We start from the raw sequence: 14,715 nt of genomic DNA, 5'->3' as shown, positions 1-14,715 counted from the left end.
TATCCACGGGTCAGACCAGTGCCGACCAACGCCCTGAGCCGACCCAGCCCGCGCGCAGCCCACTGAACACCGATTCGGCCGCAAAGCCCACGCCGCCCAGCAGCACACCGAAGTACACCACCGACGCCACCACGAAGCCGTAGCCGGCCGCCACTGCCGCGCCATCACGCTGGATGAAGCCGATGGCGAAGGACATCAGCGCCAGCGCCGGCAGGGTGTTGCTGAAGGGAATCGGCCCGGCCGGCAGCATCAGCAGGATCGTGGCGAACACCAGCGCCAGGTTGTTCAACCGCATCATCTTCTTCGAGCGCACCATTGCCGCCAGCCGCATCGGCCGGGACAACCGCTCCATCCGACGCACCCATTTCAGCGCACGGCCCAGATTGGCTTTCAGCTTGTCGGTGGCGATCTGCTTGTCGGCCAACCGCTGCGGCACCCACAACGGACGGTCGCGCACGCGGCTCAGGCCGATCAGCAGGATGGACGCACCGAACACCGTGCTCAGCCCGGGAATCGATACCGGAATCAGGAAGATCGCCGACAGCAGGATCACTACCAGCATCAGGCCTTCGTCGCCCAGCGCATGCAGCAGCGTGCCGACGCGGATATGGTCGCCGGGCAGGCCGTCGATCAGGTCTTCAATCTGCTGGGCGAGCGGGGCGGTGTCAGTGGCGTCGGGCGCTTGGTAGGTCATGCGTCGAAAGTAGTGTCCAGGGAAGGGCGGTCGATAGGGCCGTCCTGCGGTGGGGGACGCACAGGCCCCACGAGTATCCCCGGCCAGCGCCGCGCAGAGGTGAACGATGCATGAGGCCGGCGTTGCCAGGCGGCCTGGCCTAAAATGGGCGTCCCCCGCACTGGCTGAAGATGATGGACATGGGTCGCAGGCAATCGACCATCGAACTGGTCGCCATCGATATGGATGGCACCCTGCTGGATCCCGCCCACAAGCTCACCGCGCGCGTGAAGCAGGCCATCGCCCGGGCGCGCACGCTGGGCGTGCACATCGTGCTGACCAGCGGCCGTCCGGTTCCAGGGCTGGCGCCGTTCCTGCATGAGCTTGGCATCGATGGCGACGATGACTACTGCATCGCCTGCAACGGTGGCCTGGTGCAGCGCATCGGCCCGCGCGAAACCGTGGTCGAGTATCCGCTCAGCTTCGACGATTTCGTGTACTGCGAACAGGTCGCCCGCGAGATCGGCGTGCACTTCCAGGCACTGGACGCGCAGCGCATGTACACGCCCAACCAGGACATCAGCATCTACACCGTGGCCGACTCGCATCTTTCGCGCATGCCACTGTCGTACCGCCGCGTGGCCGACATGGACCCGGGCATGTCCTTCATCAAGCTGATGATGATCGACGAACCGGACGTGCTGGACGCCGCCATCGCGCGCCTGCCGGCCGCGCTGACCGAGCGCTTCGCAGTGCTGAAGAGCGCGCCGTTCTTCCTGGAAGTATTCGACCACCGCGCCGGCAAGGGGCCGAGCCTGCAGAAGCTTGCCGAGCACCTGGGCATCGACCGCGCCAATGTGATGGCCATCGGCGACCAGGAGAACGACCTGACCATGCTGCAGTACGCCGGCACCAGCGTGGCGATGGGCAATGCCATCGATGCGGTAAAGGCCGTGGCGCGCTTCGAGACCGCCACCAACGCCGATGAAGGCGTGGCCAGGGCGATCGAGCGCTTCGTGCTGCAGTAGGAATCCGGCAATACGAAGAAGGACGCCGCCGCGCACCGTGGCGGCGTCCCATCAACGGTTTTACTGGCAGACGTACTCGTTGCCCGACTGGACACTCTCCACATCGAGCTCATGGTTCTGGATCTCGATGGTTTCCATGCGGGTCGAAACAACCACCGCACGGGCACCGACGTTGCAGCCGGCAGGCAGGCCGCCAGCGTAGACCTGCCCATTGATCGCATACGCCAGGCCGTAGCAGGCCGAGCCGAGCTTCTGCGAGTCGAAGTGGCAGGCATTGAGCTGGTTGTTGGCCGATGCGCTGGCGGCATTGTAGTTGGTCGTCCAACCGCTGAACGGATCGTTGGCGCAGGTGCCCGGGAAGTCCTGGATCGGCGTGCCGCCGGTCGTGCAGGTGTGTTCCCATGCGCTGGAGAAGGGGCTTTGCTTGAAGTACGCAGTGCGGCCGCTGTCGACCCATTGCGCGGCGGCGGCATTTTCGGCGAAGGCGGACAGGCCGAGCAGGCAAAGTGCAGTTGCGGCGAGCGGTTTCAATCCATTCAACATGACGTTCGTCCTTTGAAGTGTCGAGTTAACGCGTCGGAGCCTTGCATGGCAGTGCGTGCGGAAGGCATCGCAGATATCCGCGCGGCCGCCGCCGACATGATCATTCAGCATCCAGGGTGGCGCAAGTCGAGCCAGGCACGAATAGTCGAAAGGCTGACCGAGCGCACAGACATCACGCTGCAACGTGCAGGTGATAGCGCGGCATCGAAAGCGATACCTGCGTATAACCGCGCTTTCCCACGGTGCAATGGCGGATGTGGCGGTCCGATGCAACACTTCCGCACGTCGAAATCACGCCATCGAATCGTTCGGCAGCTGATCGTCTTCGTCTGCCGCTGACCGGCGCGCGCTGCGCCGTTCCCGCCTTCAACGCAATCGCGTCACCAGCCACTGCATCGCCATCCGGCGCTGCATCGCGCTGGGCGTACGCCTGCGTCCTCCTCTCCCTGCACCCTGGATCTGGCCATGAACACTCCACCTACGCTTCTTGCCCTGGCAATCGGCATCGCCCTCGTTGCACCGCTGCACGCTGCCGAGTCCACCGACGCGGCCCACGACACCCCCACCACCTTGAACGCGCTGCAGGTCATCGCCACCCCACGCGGTGCAGCCGTCGCGCCCACCCAGGTGGTCGGCCCGAACCGCTACGTCATCAATGCCACCGACCTGGATGCGATGGTGACCGGCAACAACGGCCTGTCGATGCTGAAGAACGTGCCGGGCGCCAGCTACACCGCCACCGACGGTCTCGGCCTGGACATCTCGGCTACCAGCCTGTTCGTGCGCGGGTTCCGCATGAATGAAATGGGCATCACCTTCGAAGGCGTGCCGCTGAACGACAACGGCTTCCTCTCGCTTACCGGCACCAGCGTGGTCAACGTCGGCGTGCCCGATGGCATCGGCTCGATCACGGTCAGCCCGGGTGGTGCACCGGTCAGTGTGTTCTCCAGCAGCGTCAATGGCGGCAGCCTCGAGTACCGCCTTCGCGACCTGCAGGACACCCCCAGCCTGCGCATCAAGCAGGGCGTGGGCAGCAACAACACGCAGGTCACCACGGTCTCGGGCCAGAGCGGCCAGCTGGGCGAGCACGGCCCGAAGCTGCTGGTCGACCTGCAGCGCGTGTCGGCCGACAAGTACCAGGGCGCCGGCACCCAGAAGTTCCTGCGCGGTGACCTGAAGGCGCAGCAGGATGTGGCGTGGGGTGACTTCACCGTGTTCCTGTCCGACAGCAAGGCCGCGGTGTGGGGCTACAACAACATCTCCTTCGACATGATCCGCAAGCTGGGCTGGAAGGCCGACAGCTTCTATCCGGATTATGCGTGGGCGTACTACGTGGCCTCGCCGGAGAACGCCGAAAAGTCCTGCGGCGACTACACCTGCGGTGAGCTGTCCGAGCTGATTCCCTACGACACCGGCCAGGTGACGCGCGACCGTGTCGCGTCGATCAACCATCGCTTCCAGATCACGCCCGCGCTCAGCGGCAACGTGCAGCTGTACAACGCCAACAGCCACACCCAGGCCACCTTGACCGACCCGACCGTGCCCTCGCCCAACGGCGCGCCCTTCTCCGAACAGGTGCAGACGCCGCACCTCAATCGCTTGGGGGGCATGTTCAACCTGCAGTTCGAGACGGGTGCACACACCCTCACCACCGGCTTCTGGCAGGAGAAGAGCAAGGCGGCCGCGAAGACCGAGTGGTACCAGCAGCCGCTGCTGGGGCAGGGCAAACCACTGAAGGCGACCGGGCCGTTCGATGTGTACGGGCCGGCGTTCCAGACCGACAACGCATCCAGCTGGGTGACCCGCTCGCGGCAGTTCTACCTGCATGACAACTACGCCCTCACCGACACGCTGGTGCTGGGGCTGGGCTTCAAGGCCGTGGACTTCACTACCACCGGTGGCGGCATCGGCGACGCAGCGGAGCGCCCGGTGTCCGGCACGCTGCGCGCCAAGAGCAACTTCCTGCCACACGTGTCGCTGTACTGGAGCCCGACCGAGCGGACCGATGCCTTCATCGACCTGGTCAACACCATGAACGGCTATCGCGTGGCCCAGCGCGGCAACATCGGCTACACCGCGTCGGCCTGGACCATCAGTGACCAGAAAGAGTTCGACCGCGTGGCCGGCACCCTGCGCCCAGAGAAGAACTGGAACCTGACCGTGGGCGCCAGCCACCGCTTTGACCGCCTGACCGTGACCGGTGATGTGTTCTACAACGATATCCGCAACCGCCTGCTGTCGGCGGCCATCGGCACACAATTCGCGCAGATCAACACGGTGCGCTTGATGCCGAAGATGCACGTGATCGGCGCCGACCTCGGCATCACCGCCGACCTGACCGACCACCTGCAGTTCTACCAGGGCATCGCACTGGCGCGTTCGTACTACGACAGCGATTTCGTGGTGGGCGATACCGTGTACGCGATCAAGGGCAACGCGCAGCCGGGCTACCCGCAGCTGTCGCTGGTCAGCGACCTGTCCGCGCATTTCGGCGACTGGCGTTTCGGTGCCACCAGCACCTCGTACCTGCGCCAGCCCTTCACCTATGAAAACGACATCCGCGTGCCGACGTTCTGGCAGGTCAACGCGTACACGGCCTACACCCTGGGCCCGGACAGCCTGCTGCCGGGGCTGGAGCTGCGGCTGGACGTAAGCAACCTGTTCAACCGCAATAACATCGGCACCGCCACCATCGCCGGCTCGTCGTTCTCGGGCGACTACCAGACCCTGCAGCGCAGCGCCCCCGGCAGGTGATGTTCAGCACCTCGATGACCTTCTAAGTAGATCCACGCCATGCGTGGATGCACTTCGCGGCAGGCTGGGTAGCGCCGGGCCATGCCCGGCGAAATCCCTCCGGCGCCGACGCGCCTTGCCAACCAAGGTTGGCATCTACCCAAGCGGGGGCCCTTCGCCGCACTTTGCACAATCAGCACTGATATTCCGGCACCAACGCAAGGTTCCCACAATGTTGCTGGGTCATCCTGTAGGCATGGCACAGCTCAACCCCCGTTTCCCTCCGGTCCGCAGGCGCGCCCATGGACGTGCGCGTCCGGTGCCGTTCGCAGCACCGGCGGTCGACCTGGAGGCCGAATACCAGTTCTGGCAGGTCTATGACCGCGTGGTCCGCCCCCTGCCCGGGGGCGGGTTCCGCCTGGCCTGGCTGGTGCTGCAGGCCGTGTACCGGGCGCGGGCGCGCTATCCCGCCGACACCCACAAGGCGGCGCTGTCGCGGGTACTGTTCGGTACCAACATGACCGAGGCGCGCGCGGCCGAACTGGAAGAACTCTACGGGCTGGTCAGCCGCAGGCTGGCGGCGGTGGCCGTGCGCACGCTGGCACCCGGCAGCACCGCCTAGCCCGCCTTGCAGGGCATGCAGATCCGTCCCACCCCGCCGGCACCGGCGCGCAGGTCAGGGTCGAAGAACTCTTCGTGGCTGCGGATCTGCCCACAGCGGCTGCAGACCTTCTTCTCCTTCGATTCCAGCCCCTGCACCTGCTCGATCACCTGATCGACCGCTGCCGAGCGGATCTCCGTGCCGGCCACTTCAATCAGGCGATAGAGGCGGTCGGACAGTGTCTGTACCGGGTCGCTGCCGAGGTTGAACCGGTTGATGCGCAGGAAGCGGTAGCCGTAGCTTTCCAGGGTCAGCTGGCGCTCGACGTCGGCCTCCACCAGATAGCGCTCGTGGTTGCCCACATGCACCGGCTTGTCGCGGCGGAAATGGAATTCGAAGCCGTCGTACTCGATCACGATCTGCAGCGCGCCGCGCACGGTCTGCACGGTCACCAGGAAGTCCACCCGCCACGCCGGGTGCTGATAGGTCGGGTCAAGCTGGCGCAGGTAGTCACCCACCGGGAACTGCGGAATGATCTCGACCGCATCGCCATGGGCAAGCACGAACGGCGTCTGCTGCAGCCACTGCAGCACCTTCGATTCCATCGGGCTGCGCGCATCGGTCTGCGCGGCGTTGGGCGCGGGACGGTCCAGCTGGCTGGCGTAGTAACGCAGCGCATGACCAATCGCGCCGCGGAACGCATCCACCGGCATCGAATGGACGAACCAGATCGCCTCCTGCGCACGGGAGAAGCCGACATTCAGGCGCTGCACTTTCAGCTTGTCTTCCACCGCATCCTCCGCGCCGCTCAGGCTGACCGGGAAGATGTAGTTCAGCGCATCCTGGCCGGCAGTCGCCACCATCGAATAGAAGATCAGCCCGCGTTCCTCACCCTGGCAGGAGTCGACCGTCATCACCTTCAGGCGAAGCCGCTCTTCGAACTCGCGGCCGCGCGGATGGTTGAACAGCGTCTTGGACAACAGCGTCTGCTGCTCGCGGAACGGGGTGATGATGCCCACCGTGGGCGGCGCATCCGTGTCCAGCAGTTCCACCAGGCGCTCGGCGATGAAGGCCGCTTCGGCGTCGTTGGTGCTGCGGCTGGTGCGGTGCCCGCTGGCATCCACCTGGCTGAAGCGGATCACTTCCTGCAGCGGCCGGCTGCGGATCTTCAGCGCCTGCAGCTGGTGGTTGTAGAAGGTGGAGGACGAGAACCCGATCAGTTCCGCATAGCTGCGGAAATGCTTGCGCAGCATCACCGAGTACGAGGCCGAGAGGGAGCAGAACTCCAGCACCGAGCGCTTCACATCGAACATGGCCAACCGTTCCAGCACGTCGGCCTGCTGGCTGACGTGGGTGCGGAAATAGTTGACCAGGTCCGAGCGGTACTTGTCGTTCAGCGCGATGCTGGCGTTGGCGGCCTTGACGTTGGAGAACTGCTTTGAGTCGCCCAGTACCACCACCTTGCGCGCGCGCAGCAGCGCCGGCAGCGCCTGCGCCACCGAGACCTGCGAGCCTTCGTCGATCACCAGCACATCGAACAGGTCCGGCGCCAGCGGCATGTACTCGCCGAACTCGCGGATGCTGGCGATCATCACCGGGAACGACTCGCGCACGCTCTCGAACTTGTCCACCGGGAATTTCTGCCGGTTGGCGATCACGCCCGCCAATGCCCGCGCATCGGCGCGGTGATGATCCATGAAGCTGATCAGGCGCCCATCCACATGGGCATTCATCACCGAGGTGTTCAAGCGTTCCAGCTTGGTCTTGGTGCCCACATAGTCATACTGCGGCGCGTCGACGAAGGCCTTGCGCGTGGCCATCCAGCCCTGCAGGAAGCGCAGGGTCAGCGCCCACAGCGCGGGGTCGTCCTTCGGCTCGGCCAGCAGGGCCTCGACGATGGCCGGATTGAGCCGCGCCAGCAGGGTCATCGCCTGCCGTGCAACCGCCGCACCCGGCCCCGGCGCGGCGCCGTGGGCAATCTGCCGGTAGCTGGCCGCCAGCTGCGTGCCCAGGCCTTCGGCCTCCAGTTTCATGCGCAGCGCGTTTGCGCCCTGCACGATGTCCTGCAGGGCAGCTGCATCCTGCTTGAGCAGCAGCGGGCGGGTGGTACCCAGCTGGTTGAGCTGAAGCTCCAGCCCGCGCACCGCATTGCCGCGCAGCAGATAGCCCAGCAGCGGCATCTTCAGCTGCTGGTGCTGCAGCAACAGCGTACCCAGCAGCCGTATCTGCCCGGCATCCAACGACTCGAACAGCGCCCAGCCGTCAACCGGTCGGTTGGCAAGGAAGGCGGTGGTCACCGCATCGCGGCGGATACGTTCGTCCAGCGAGGCCGGCGTGTAGTCGGTGCTGCCGAACAGGTCGGCAAGATAGGCTTCCAGTGCGTCCGCCTGCGCGGTCACTGCTTCCAGCTCGGTCAGCACGTTGGCATCCATCACCGCGTGTACCTGCTGCAGCACCGCGGGGGCGCGCTCGCCCAGCTCTGCTTCCTGCTCGTGCATGACCTTCACTGCAGCAAGCGATACACGCCCCAGCGTCTGCACGGTAGTGGAGATGGCCTGCCGCAGTGTCTGCGCCGTGTCCTGGCGCTCGCTCTCAAGGGCGGGCTGGTTGGCCTTCATGGCCTTGGCGAAGGCCGAGATCTGGCTGATCGTGCCGGTGGAGGTCAGGCGCTTGAAGTTGGCCGCCTGCTGGCCGAGCCGCAGGATGGGGTTGGGAAAATCACGATCATGGCGAACCCGGCTCATCGCATCGGACAGCTTGTCGTACACCACGTCCAGCGCTTCGGTCTTGTCCGACAGCACCAGGCAGCTCTTCTTGTTGAACGCGCAGTCCGCAGCGATGGCGGTGATGGTGTGCGACTTGCCGGTGCCGGGCGGGCCTTCGACCACCACGATACGACCCTGTGGCTCGCGCACGGCCAGCAGGATCTTGCGCTGCTCCTCGTTCAACGGAATGGGCGAATCGAACACCATGCGCTCCACCAGCGGCAGCGCATCCCAGGCCGATTCCACCCGTTCCCCGATGGGCTCGGGGTTGCGCATCAGCACGCCTTCCACCATGCCGTGGAACAGATCCACCAGCTTCGACCCCCCATTGCGGGCCTGGTCGATGATCTCCTCGAAATCATTCAACAGCGCCTCGTCGGCACGCTCGAACGCAGCCAGGTGCAGGGCAGGCGACAGCGCAACGGTGGCGGTGGATGCCTCGCTGGCAGACGAGGATAGCGAGACGTCGCCGCCCAGATCCACCGCGTTGGCCACCTGCCGGAACAGCGACGCTGCCACTTCGAACAGGCTCTGCGCCGGGTCGAGGTACTGGATGCGCTCCTGGATCGGCGACACCCACTCGCGGGCCATGCCCACGGCCAGTTCCTGCAGCACGAAATCGATCGCGCGGCGGTTGGCGAACAGCCGGTTGCTGAGGGTCAGGGTGTAACCCGATCCATCCTTGGCCCGCACCACGTCCAGCGGCAGGTAGAACACCGGGTACTGCACGCCCGCGTACTTGAGCGTGCCCACGTAGAGATACAGCTGCAGACCATCGCCGGTGGCGACATAGGTCTCCAGGTCGCGGAACTCGTGGAAGGCATCGGCCGCCACGAAGTTCTCGAAGAACGCCATCAGCGCGCTGATCGTGCCGTCGCGGGTCAGCTGATGCTCGCAGGCCTGCTGCAGCGGCAGCTCGTCACCGGTGGCCAGCAAGCGCGCCAGCACCTCCGGCAGGGTCTGGTACAGATCCACAACGGAGCGGGTGACCAGGTCCGACTCAGCCGCGTGCAGCGAATCCATCACCCAGTACGCCTGGCCCTGCAGTGGACCGGCCAGATGCGCGATCAGCGGCCGCACCACCTGCACGCACATCGCATCCACCAAGGTGCCCTGCACCGATTCCACCCAGGCTTCCGGGTCTTCCAGCGCACCGGCCATGCTGGCGCGCGCCTTGTCCAGCACGGCCACGCGCACCGTGGCGATGGCGGTCTCGGTGATGGCGTTCACTTGCTCTTCGACGATGCGGCGCAGCGTCGCGCTGATCGGCCGGGTATAGCTGCGCGGGCCGATGGTGAACGACAGCTCCTCGCCGGAGGGCCGGCTGAGCAGCTTCCACAGCTCCTTGTCCAACGCCGGGTACGGCGCGGTGCGCATGCCCGCGCGGAAACCGGAATCGCTGGTCAGCACGATGCGGCGCCGCGGTGCCTGCGCGCGCTTGAAATCCGATTCAAGGAAATCGCGGAAGTACTGCGAGATCCGCACGGCGATTTCGCGCATCTTCGTTTCACCCAGAGGCCCGCCGCCGCCGGTTGCCGCAGGTGTCAGCGGGGTGGACGCATCGGAGGTCGGCAAGTGCGGCGGCTGGGGAGTGCTCATGTATGGCTGGGCGGGCACCTGGCAAGACAGGCACCGCTAGGGACTGGGCCCTGCATGGTCGCACGCGTCGCCCACGGCGGGGAGGGGGCCCGTGCCCGCTGCCGTGACGGAGATCAGATGAATCTGATTCGTTCGTGCAAGCAGCAGCGCGCTAGGTGCCCGGCTTGCCCCGGTCCAGCTGCCGATAGCCGATGGCCTCGGCCAGGTGCGCGGTCTGGATGGTCTCGCTTTCGGCAAGATCGGCAATGGTGCGTGCCACGCGCAGGATGCGATGCATCGCCCGCGCCGACAGCTGCAGGCGCTCGATGGCTTGTTCCAGCAGATCCTGGTCGGCTTCGCTCAAGCGCGTGCTCGCACGCAGGGCAGCAGGCGGCAGGTGCGCGTTGAGACCACCGCGCGCCTGTTGCCGCGCCTGTGCCGCTTCCACCCGCGAACGCACGCTGGCGCTGGGTTCGCCCAGCGGCGTGCTCTCGCGCAGCTCCACCGCATCCATGCGGCTCACGCTGATGTGCAGGTCGATGCGGTCCAGCAGCGGCCCCGATACCCGCGCGCGGTAGCGGGTGATGCGCTCGTCGCTGCACAGGCAGCGGTTGCTGCGGTCGCCTGCCCAACCACAGGGGCACGGGTTCATCGCCGCCACCAGTTGAAAACGTGCCGGGTAGACCACGCTGCGCGCCGCGCGGGAGATGCGGATATGGCCGGACTCCAGCGGTTCGCGCAGGGTTTCCAATGCGCTGCGGTTCCACTCCGGCAGTTCATCCAGGAACAGCACGCCGTGATGCGCCAGCGAGATCTCGCCTGGGCAAGGTGGATTACCGCCGCCCACCAATGCCGCCGCGCTTGCGCTGTGGTGCGGCGCCCGGAACGGCCGCTGTCGCCAACGCTTCGGGTCCAGCCCTTCGCCACTGACCGAGGTGATGGCCGCCAACTGCAGGGCATCGATTTCTTCGCTGTCCGGCAGCAGGCTGGGCAGGCGCGAGGCCAGCAGGGTCTTGCCGCAGCCGGGGCTGCCGATCAGCAGCAGATGATGGCCACCGGCGGCGGCAACCTCCAACGCGCGGCGTGCGAGCGCCTGCCCGCGTACGTCGGCCAGATCCGGCAATGGCAGCGGCGTGGTGCCCACGCGTTCCACCTGTGGCAGCAGGCGTGGATTGCCCAGCCCGGCACAGCATTCCAGCAGGGTACGCGCCACGCGCACATCGGCGTGCTGGGCCAGCGCGGCTTCGGCAGCGTTGCCAGGCGGCACGATCAGGATTCGCCCCGCTTCGGCGGCGGCAATGGCGGCGGGTAGCGCGCCGGACACCGGGCGCAGCTCGCCGGTCAGGCCAAGTTCGCCGAGGAACTCGTACTGCAGCAGCGACTGCGGATCGACCTGGCCACTGGCAGCGAGGATGCCCAAGGCAATCGCCAGATCGTAGCGTCCGCCTTCCTTGGGAAGATCGGCGGGGGCGAGGTTGAGGGTGATGCGCCGCTGCGGGAAATCGAAGCGCGCGCAGAGCAGGGCAGCACGCACGCGCTCGCGTGATTCGCGCACGCTGGTCTCGGCCAGGCCGACAATCTGGGTGACCGGCAGGCCGCCAGAGAGATGCACCTCGATCCGCACCAGCGGGGCGTCGACCCCGGCACGGGCACGGCTGTGGACCAGCGCCAGGCTCATGTGTGGATTCCTGCGGAGGGGCGCTTGATGGTGAGGGGGCGACATTCGGGCCACCATCGGGGTTTGCAGGTGAAGTGACTAGGGAGATTCCGGCCGGCAGAATCGGAGCCCGCGCGTCCGTGGCATGATGGCGCGAAGGGGCCGACGCCAGGGCCTCGCGCAGGAACGCAGGGATCAACGAGGAGAGGATATGCGTCCGGCTACGCCACGCAGGCACATCTTCAATGGAACTCTGGGAGCGTCCTTCGGCTTGTGCGTACTTTTCCTGGTGGTCGCATTGCAGAGTTCGTGCTCAACAGCCGTCACGCGTCCTTCCCCGGAGAACTTCAGGGTGGAGATCATCGACAACCTCGATGAGCGACGTTTTGATGTGTCACTGGCTTCCCTCGACGATCATGCGATATGTGTCTCGAAGGAGAGCTGGCCGGGCGAATCAGGCGGCTTTGCCGGACCGCAGGACTACACATATCTGCAGGTCGGCTCTGACAGGCTACCGGTCAGGAGCGCACTCTCCAGCATCTATTGCCCGGGGGGCTGCGGTGAGCATCGTGTTGCGCCGCACGGAGTGCTGCGCGGATTCATTACCTATGGGGAATTTGCGGATGCCAACGCAATTGCAGCGGAACCCCGGAAGGAACTGCACTTCCCCGTAATACCGTACTACTGCCGCTGATTGCTGGTAATGCTGTTGCGCGCTGGCGTGGCACGACGGCGCGCAAGCGGAGACGATGCATCGCCTACGCGTTGGCCAATCCTGTCTCAGGGGAGAGAACATCATGAACACAATGCCTGCTGCCATCGGTTGCGCTTTGCTTGTGCTGTTGGCGTCGGCAGGATGTGCGGTGTCCACGCCGCGGCGAGTGGCGGATGCAGGACCAGGCGACGCGTTGCTGTGCGCCATCGCCAGCGTTCCAGCGCAGTATGAGGGAGCGGAGGTGGAGCTGGCGGCGCGCTATGTAACGGACAATGCGCACGAGGAGGTCCTTCGCAATCATCGTTGCGCCGAGGGAATGCGAATTCTTGATATCGGCAGACACGGCGGCTCTGACTCAGTCAGGCGGTTCTATTCGGATCAGAAGCGTATCTGTCTAATGCGCGGCGCACGCAGTCTGTGCAACACCTCGGCTGATGTAAGAATGCGTGGGAGGATCAGGCTGGATAAGGACCGGACGCTTTTCGACCTGGAAGAGGTTCGCTCCTTCGTGTTTGATGAATGAATGGAGCGACGTCCCCCCGATTTTGAGTAGCAGGGCGATTTGGAGTTCAAGCTCTAGTTGGACACCGCTGCCCATCAGGGACCGCCCCACTGAAGCGCCCAAACAGCGCTTCGATCCACGATGTTCCTGCACTCTCCACCAGCAACGCGCCCTGGCTCTGGTGGTAGTCCAACCATCGCTCGAAACTGAGGCGCAGGCGCTCGATATCCGGTGCCCGCGTAAGTGCATCGGCGGGCACCCGGATCAGCACGCGTGAGGGGGCGTTCTCCACGTCCATCACCAGGACGCCCTTGCAGCGGATCTCGAAGGACGTCACCCCGGCATAGCGCGTGTGCAGTTCAAATCCCTCATCTGCTTTGGCGGTCACGAAGCCGAGTGCATCACTGTGCAGCAGCCGGTAGTCGACTGGCTGCAGCTTCTGGTAGGCCCACACCTGATCGCCCGCTGGCTCCGGCCACCCCGCCCATACCGCGCCGATCACCACGATGCACACCGCCGCCGCGGCAAGCCCACGCTTCTTCATTCATCACTCCGCACAAAAACAGAACGTCACGCCCACAAGTGCGCCCTCAGTCCTGTGGCCGCACCCGCTCGTGGATGAAGGCCGTGAGTGCGATGTCGGCCATTACCAGTCCCTCCATCACCCGGTCGCCCACGTACTGGTCGGGCTCGCCGTTCTGGCGCGTGCGCTCGGCCGCCAGCAGGATCTCCTGCACGATGCGCTGGCCCGTCAGCGCGCAGTCGGCGTCGGACAACGCCATCTGTCGGCTGCGCAGGTGGTGGCGTTCGGGCCACGGCTGGCCATCGGCGGCAGCACCAGCGCCGATGCTGTGCAGGATGGCGATGAGGCTGTTGGGTTCCAGAGCAGGGGCGGGCGAGGGCGCTTCCTGGATGGGGCGCGGGGAGGGGAGTGCGGCTTGGTCATGGCAGGCTCCGTGCAAGCAGGCAGAAGCCGCCACCGATAAGGGTGGCGGACGATGCGTGGCTCGAAAACCGGTTGCTGTTGTAAGGCCGGCGGGTACAAGACCCCACGCACCGCCCGCCATAGCCGGCAGACGGATTGCCAGCCGGCACCACGCGTGGTGGTGCCGGCTGACAAGCGTAAACAACAACAGCAATCGGGTTTTCGACGCCCGGCCACCCCTTTTCGGTGGCCCTACCAGAGTTGCCTGATGTTGTTTGGAATGCCAAGGGGTTGGGGCCAAAGCCGCCAAAGCCTGAGACGTTTTTGGCATTTTGGCATAGCGCGGGTTGGTGCGAGAGCCTTGTGCTGCGGGAGGAACAGCGCTTCTGGAACCGAGTCGTCAAATCCTTCAGCCAAGGGCGCTAAGAGCGTCAGATGCGACATCACGCAGTCGGTGACGGCATCCACTGGCCTGACGCGAACAGTGCACGCATGGCACTTTCTGGTAGAAATGCCTCATCAGGCCGCGCGGAACCATGCCCCGAGTTGCCCGCTCGGTCTAATTGGGGCAGTCGGAGAATTCGGTGGAAATCCTTGCGAAGAGCTCAAAGGACAACCAGGAGCAGGTGATCAAGAGGGTGCGCGATATCTATGGAAAATAAGCTGGAAGACGTCGAAGTGGTTCTGCTCGGTGAAGTGGACGATGTTCTCGATGACAATGTTGATGTAGTCATCAAATTTCCTCAGGGCGAGGTGAGGACATCGACGTTCTTCACCATGAAGAATATTGAATCAATCATTGCCAGATATAGGTCGAGTGGCGAATGTCTGGCCGGAAGATTCTTCTGGTCGAAAGACATGGTCATCGTTGAGGATCTTCGGGAGGAAACCATTCGGGAGGCCGTCCATGAATTGGTCCGTAGCGGTGAGTATCGCCATGCGTTCGGCGTTGCGAAGCTCGACGACTGAGGTCGGTCCATTGCGTTGTTACCTGC

The 14,715-nt window shown here is 65.1% G+C and carries 11 protein-coding genes and 2 pseudogenes; 7 read left to right on the top strand and 6 right to left on the bottom strand.

Going from position 1 to position 14,715, the window contains the following annotated elements:
- Positions 1-10: 10 nt before the first annotated feature.
- Positions 11-694 (bottom strand): exopolysaccharide biosynthesis protein, encoded by a 684-nt coding sequence (locus tag D0Y85_RS19195; RefSeq protein WP_117311641.1) that lies wholly within the window; start codon positions 692-694, stop codon positions 11-13.
- Positions 695-867: 173 nt separating this feature from the next.
- Here D0Y85_RS19195 and yidA point away from each other — a divergent pair, with 173 nt between their 5' ends.
- The gene (gene yidA, locus D0Y85_RS19190; protein ID WP_117311640.1) at positions 868-1,701 is read left to right on the top strand and encodes a sugar-phosphatase; all 834 of its coding nucleotides are present in this window, start codon (positions 868-870) and stop codon (positions 1,699-1,701) included.
- A gap of 60 nt (positions 1,702-1,761) precedes the next feature.
- On the opposite strand, the gene D0Y85_RS19185 is transcribed toward yidA, so the two are convergent.
- The gene (locus D0Y85_RS19185) at positions 1,762-2,244 is read right to left on the bottom strand and encodes a hypothetical protein (RefSeq protein WP_105164802.1); all 483 of its coding nucleotides are present in this window, start codon (positions 2,242-2,244) and stop codon (positions 1,762-1,764) included.
- Between the two features lie 45 nt (positions 2,245-2,289).
- Between D0Y85_RS19185 and D0Y85_RS20685 the strand changes: the two genes are divergently transcribed.
- The 3 genes and pseudogenes from D0Y85_RS20685 to D0Y85_RS19175 all read left to right on the top strand — a co-directional run bounded on the left by D0Y85_RS20685 (position 2,290) and on the right by D0Y85_RS19175 (position 5,599).
- Entirely contained in the window at positions 2,290-2,583 is a 294-nt protein-coding gene (locus tag D0Y85_RS20685) for a hypothetical protein (protein WP_162887710.1), read from the top strand.
- A 126-nt stretch (positions 2,584-2,709) separates the two neighbouring features.
- Positions 2,710-5,024 (top strand): annotated as a pseudogene (locus tag D0Y85_RS19180) (TonB-dependent receptor).
- A gap of 272 nt (positions 5,025-5,296) precedes the next feature.
- Complete coding sequence (locus tag D0Y85_RS19175; RefSeq protein ID WP_229655644.1) at positions 5,297-5,599, top strand: hypothetical protein; 303 nt, start codon at positions 5,297-5,299, stop codon at positions 5,597-5,599.
- Here D0Y85_RS19175 and D0Y85_RS19170 read toward each other — a convergent pair.
- Together D0Y85_RS19170 and D0Y85_RS19165 are read right to left on the bottom strand one after the other, a co-directional pair.
- Entirely contained in the window at positions 5,596-9,942 is a 4,347-nt protein-coding gene (locus D0Y85_RS19170) for an AAA domain-containing protein (RefSeq protein WP_162887709.1), read from the bottom strand. The genes D0Y85_RS19175 and D0Y85_RS19170 overlap by 4 nt on opposite strands.
- Before the next feature lie 151 nt (positions 9,943-10,093).
- Positions 10,094-11,599, bottom strand: a complete 1,506-nt coding sequence (locus D0Y85_RS19165) for a YifB family Mg chelatase-like AAA ATPase (protein WP_117311637.1) — start codon at positions 11,597-11,599, stop codon at positions 10,094-10,096.
- 331 nt (positions 11,600-11,930) lie between these two features.
- On the opposite strand from D0Y85_RS19165, the gene D0Y85_RS20680 reads away from it, so the two are divergent.
- Both D0Y85_RS20680 and D0Y85_RS19160 read left to right on the top strand, forming a co-directional pair.
- The gene (locus D0Y85_RS20680) at positions 11,931-12,272 is read left to right on the top strand and encodes a hypothetical protein (RefSeq protein ID WP_162887708.1); all 342 of its coding nucleotides are present in this window, start codon (positions 11,931-11,933) and stop codon (positions 12,270-12,272) included.
- Positions 12,273-12,375: 103 nt separating this feature from the next.
- On the top strand, positions 12,376-12,816 hold the full coding sequence (locus tag D0Y85_RS19160) for a hypothetical protein (protein ID WP_162887707.1): 441 nt from the start codon (positions 12,376-12,378) through the stop codon (positions 12,814-12,816).
- Positions 12,817-12,862: 46 nt separating this feature from the next.
- Here D0Y85_RS19160 and D0Y85_RS19155 read toward each other — a convergent pair whose 3' ends face one another.
- Positions 12,863-13,339, bottom strand: a complete 477-nt coding sequence (locus D0Y85_RS19155; RefSeq protein WP_117311635.1) for a cold-shock protein — start codon at positions 13,337-13,339, stop codon at positions 12,863-12,865.
- Between the two features lie 46 nt (positions 13,340-13,385).
- Positions 13,386-13,741 (bottom strand): annotated as a pseudogene (locus D0Y85_RS19150) (hypothetical protein).
- A gap of 630 nt (positions 13,742-14,371) precedes the next feature.
- Here D0Y85_RS19150 and D0Y85_RS19145 point away from each other — a divergent pair.
- Positions 14,372-14,689: a hypothetical protein gene (locus tag D0Y85_RS19145; RefSeq protein WP_117311634.1), complete on the top strand. Its 318-nt coding sequence runs from the start codon at positions 14,372-14,374 to the stop codon at positions 14,687-14,689.
- Positions 14,690-14,715 lie beyond the last annotated feature (26 nt).

The sequence above is a fragment of the Stenotrophomonas sp. G4 genome, from assembly GCF_003428825.1.
GTDB lineage: Bacteria > Pseudomonadota > Gammaproteobacteria > Xanthomonadales > Xanthomonadaceae > Stenotrophomonas > Stenotrophomonas indicatrix.
The sequence above is the reverse complement of the archived record's forward strand: the minus strand, read 5'-3'. Positions and strand labels throughout refer to the sequence as shown.